This window comes from Mesorhizobium sp. M8A.F.Ca.ET.021.01.1.1 (genome assembly GCF_003998025.1).
Lineage (GTDB): Bacteria > Pseudomonadota > Alphaproteobacteria > Rhizobiales > Rhizobiaceae > Mesorhizobium.
Genome location: NZ_RZSJ01000650.1, coordinates 1 through 3,297 on the forward strand (window position 1 = coordinate 1; position 3,297 = coordinate 3,297).

The following is a 3,297-nucleotide window of genomic DNA, read 5'->3' on the forward strand; positions in this document are numbered from 1 at the left end:
ACTACAAGGCCGACGCGCTCGACGATCCGATGGTTTCGGAAGAGCACATCACGGCGTTCGGCTGGGCAAGCCCGCAAGAGATCGACGACGTCATGGCGCTTGCCATCCGGGTCAACGATTTCCTCTCCGGCCTGTTCATGGGCGTCGGCATCCAGCTCGTCGACTTCAAGATCGAGTGCGGCCGCCTGTTCGAGGGCGACATGATGCGCATCGTCGTGGCCGACGAGATTTCGCCGGACTCCTGCCGCTTGTGGGACGTGGCGACGCAGGACAAGCTCGACAAGGACCGTTTCCGCCGTGACATGGGCGGCCTCGTCGAGGCCTATCAGGAAGTCGCCCGCCGCCTCGGCATCATGAACGAGAACGAGCCGCCGCGTCCTACCGGCCCGGTGCTGGTCGCCTCGACCGACGGCCTCAAAGGCAAGCCGCACTGATTGCGGCTTGCAACCCGACATTCAGAACAGGAGCATGTCCAGCGTGATCAAGGCCCGCATTACCGTCACCCTCAAGAATGGCGTTCTGGACCCGCAAGGCAAGGCAATCGAACACGCGCTGTCGGGGCTGGGATTCGATGGCGTCGGCGCGGTGCGGCAAGGCAAGGTGTTCGACGTCGAACTGGCGGAAAGCGACAGGGCCAAGGCTGAAGCCGATTTGAAGGCCATGTGCGACAAGCTGCTGGCGAATACGGTGATCGAGAATTATAGTGTGACACTTACCTGAGGTTGTGTCGGAGGCACTATGCCGGAAGTCACGAATGAGTTGATGTACGAGTTGCTGAAGCGCGTGCATCACGAAATTGGTGAGCTTCGTCAGGATGTTTCCGAAACGAAACGGGAATTGAATGTAATGCGAGGTCACATGGTGGCAACGCAAAGTGACATCCACAACATCTATGGCATTCTCGCCCGCCAGGATGATCGACTTGAACGCATAGAACGCCGTCTCGACCTGCGCGATCTTGCCGAAGCACAGAGGCCTTACGAACCAAAATGAAAACAGCCGTCGTCCTCCTGCCTGGCCTCAATCGCGACCGCGACATGATCGCGGCGCTGACCAAGATTTCCGGACAGGCGCCGGCAACCGTCTGGCAGACCGATACCGAAATCCCCGATGTCGATCTGATCGCCATTCCCGGCGGCTTTTCCTTCGGCGACTATCTGCGTTGCGGCGCGATCGCGGCGCGCATGCCGGTGATGCGGGCAGTGGCCGAGAAGGCGGCCAAGGGCGTGATGGTTATCGGTGTCTGCAACGGGTTCCAGATTCTGGTCGAGGCGGGATTGCTGCCGGGTGCGCTGATGCGCAACACCTCGCTGAAATTCGTCTGCCGGCAGGTCAAGCTCGAGATCGCCAACGCCAACACCATGTTCACCCGCCGCTATCAGCCGGGCCAGATCATCCGCTCGCCGGTGGCCCATCATGACGGCAATTACTTCGCCGACGCCGAGACGCTTGCCCGCCTCGAAGGCGAAGGCCAGGTGGTGTTCCGCTATGCCGAAGGCACCAACCCGAACGGCTCGATCAACGACATTGCCGGTATCATCAACGAACAAGGCAATGTGCTCGGCCTGATGCCGCACCCCGAGAACCTGATCGAAGCAGCGCATGGCGGCAGTGACGGCAGGGCGTTGTTCGAAGGCGCCTTGGGCATTGCCGCTTGAAGTTTGCAACCGCAACCTTAAGAATTGCGGCAATTCAAAATCATAGGGTGAGGGAGAGACGGTCATGAAACTCTATTCGCGGCCGTTGTCGCCCTACTCGTCGATCGTGCGCGCACTGGCCTATATCAAGGACGTGCCGCTCAAGATCATCGCGCCGCCGCCGGGTTTTCCGATCCCCGAAGAGTTTCGGGCCATCTCGCCGATGAACCGCATTCCGGTGCTGATCACCGGCTCGGGCGAAACCATCGTCGAATCGGTGGTCATCGCCGAATATCTCGAGGAGCGGTTTCCGGAACCGGCGCTGTTGCCGCCCGATTCCAAGGACCGCGCGCTGGTGCGCATGTTCGCCCGCATCACCGACCTCGACGTGTTGACGCCGACAATGAAGCTTTTCGAGCTGCATTTCATGCCGAAGCGCAACAATGCCGAGATCGAAGCCCAATTCGCCCGTCTCCACCATGGGCTGGCGGCCATCCAGGCGCGGATGGCGCAAGGCCCCTTCGCGCTCGGCAGCGACATCAGCTTTGCCGATGCCTGGCTGACGCCGACGCGGTTCATCTTCAACAATTTCCGCGCCATGACAGGTCGCCACGACCTGCTCGACGCCTATCCCAAATTCGATGCCTATGAGCAGATCGCCTCGCAGCATCCCGCATTGTCCAGGGTATGGGGCGAGATGACAGACGGCCTGAAGATCTTCCTGTCCGAACTCGAGATGGGTGCCGCTTGATCAAGAGCAAGACGGTCGCCTTCGTCGCCGCGGCAGGCTTTGCCCTGGCATCGTGCCAATCGACCCCGAAGAGCACGCCTGTGCCCTCGGGCAAGAGTGCTGCGCTGCTGGCCATGGAACAGGTCGCGATAGCAGCCCACAAATGCTGGATCGCCAGCAAGGATCCGGCCTTCAAGCAGTATCAGATGGCCAATGAGCTGAACTCGTTCAGCGGCACGCCGCGCTTCCTTCTGGTGCCGGCCAAGCACTATGGCGGCAAACCGTTGCTGGTCGTGCAGGCGCAGGGGAATTCAAGCCGTGTCGACGTCTTCGGACCGTTGATGAACGACCCGCTCGGCGGCCGCATCAGTTCTGATATCGCGCGCTGGCAGGCGGGCAATCCGACCTGCGCAGCCACCGCTTGAGCCAGCCATGGGCCGGTTCCTGCAGATCGCGGGATTGGTTGTTGGCCTGATCGCGCTCGTCCTGCAGTTCTCGATCACCATTCCGGCATCGATGGAAGCGGGCCGCGGCCTGCTCGGCTCGATCGTGTTCTATTTCAGCTTCTTCACCATCCTGACCAACATTGGCGCCGTGCTGGTCCACATCTCGCTGTTGTCATCCAGCGGCTATGCCTGGCTGCCTGCCTTTGCCGGCCCCCGGATGCGCGCGTGCGTCGCGGTCTCGATCACCCTGGTCTTCATCGTCTATGCCACGGTACTGGCGCGGCTCTGGCAGCCGCAGGGCCTGTTCCTGCTCTGCGACGTCCTGCTGCACTATGTGACGCCGGTGCTGTTCGTGCTGTGGTGGCTGATATCAGGCGCCGACGGCAGAACGCGATGGAGCGACGTCTCCTGGTGGGTTGTCTATCCCATCGCCTATCTGGTCTATTCGCTGGCGCGGGCGCCGCTGGCGGGCGAGGTGCCCTAC

The 3,297-nt window shown here is 61.4% G+C and carries 7 protein-coding genes; all 7 read left to right on the top strand.

Annotation, left to right across the window (positions count from 1 at the left end; all coding sequences use genetic code 11):
• A partial coding sequence (locus EOA36_RS31480; protein WP_281040098.1) for a phosphoribosylaminoimidazolesuccinocarboxamide synthase occupies window positions 1–434 on the top strand: 434 nt, incomplete at its 5' end.
• Between the two features lie 43 nt (window positions 435–477).
• Window positions 478–720, top strand: coding sequence for a phosphoribosylformylglycinamidine synthase subunit PurS (gene purS / locus EOA36_RS31485; RefSeq protein ID WP_127280770.1), 243 nt, complete (start codon window positions 478–480; stop codon window positions 718–720).
• A gap of 18 nt (window positions 721–738) precedes the next feature.
• Window positions 739–993, top strand: a complete 255-nt coding sequence (locus EOA36_RS31490) for a hypothetical protein (protein WP_127280765.1) — start codon at window positions 739–741, stop codon at window positions 991–993.
• Complete coding sequence (purQ, locus tag EOA36_RS31495; RefSeq protein ID WP_127280766.1) at window positions 990–1,658, top strand: phosphoribosylformylglycinamidine synthase subunit PurQ; 669 nt, start codon at window positions 990–992, stop codon at window positions 1,656–1,658. The genes EOA36_RS31490 and purQ overlap by 4 nt, the downstream gene beginning before the upstream one ends.
• A 64-nt stretch (window positions 1,659–1,722) precedes the next feature.
• Window positions 1,723–2,388 (top strand): glutathione S-transferase family protein, encoded by a 666-nt coding sequence (locus EOA36_RS31500; RefSeq protein WP_127280767.1) that lies wholly within the window; start codon window positions 1,723–1,725, stop codon window positions 2,386–2,388.
• Window positions 2,385–2,792 carry a hypothetical protein gene (locus EOA36_RS31505; RefSeq protein ID WP_127280768.1) on the top strand — a complete coding sequence of 136 codons (408 nt, stop codon included), beginning with the start codon at window positions 2,385–2,387 and terminating at the stop codon, window positions 2,790–2,792. The genes EOA36_RS31500 and EOA36_RS31505 overlap by 4 nt, the downstream gene beginning before the upstream one ends.
• A 7-nt stretch (window positions 2,793–2,799) precedes the next feature.
• Window positions 2,800–3,297 (top strand): Pr6Pr family membrane protein (locus EOA36_RS31510; RefSeq protein ID WP_127280769.1); only part of this gene is annotated, 498 nt, incomplete at its 3' end.

Excerpts from the sequence above, each read along its gene's own strand:
- EOA36_RS31490 (WP_127280765.1), top strand. The coding sequence starts at position 739 with ATGCCGGAAGTCACGAATGAGTTGATGTACGAGTTGCTGAAGCGCGTG.
- purQ (WP_127280766.1), top strand. The coding sequence starts at position 990 with ATGAAAACAGCCGTCGTCCTCCTGCCTGGCCTCAATCGCGACCGCGAC.
- EOA36_RS31500 (WP_127280767.1), top strand. The coding sequence starts at position 1,723 with ATGAAACTCTATTCGCGGCCGTTGTCGCCCTACTCGTCGATCGTGCGC.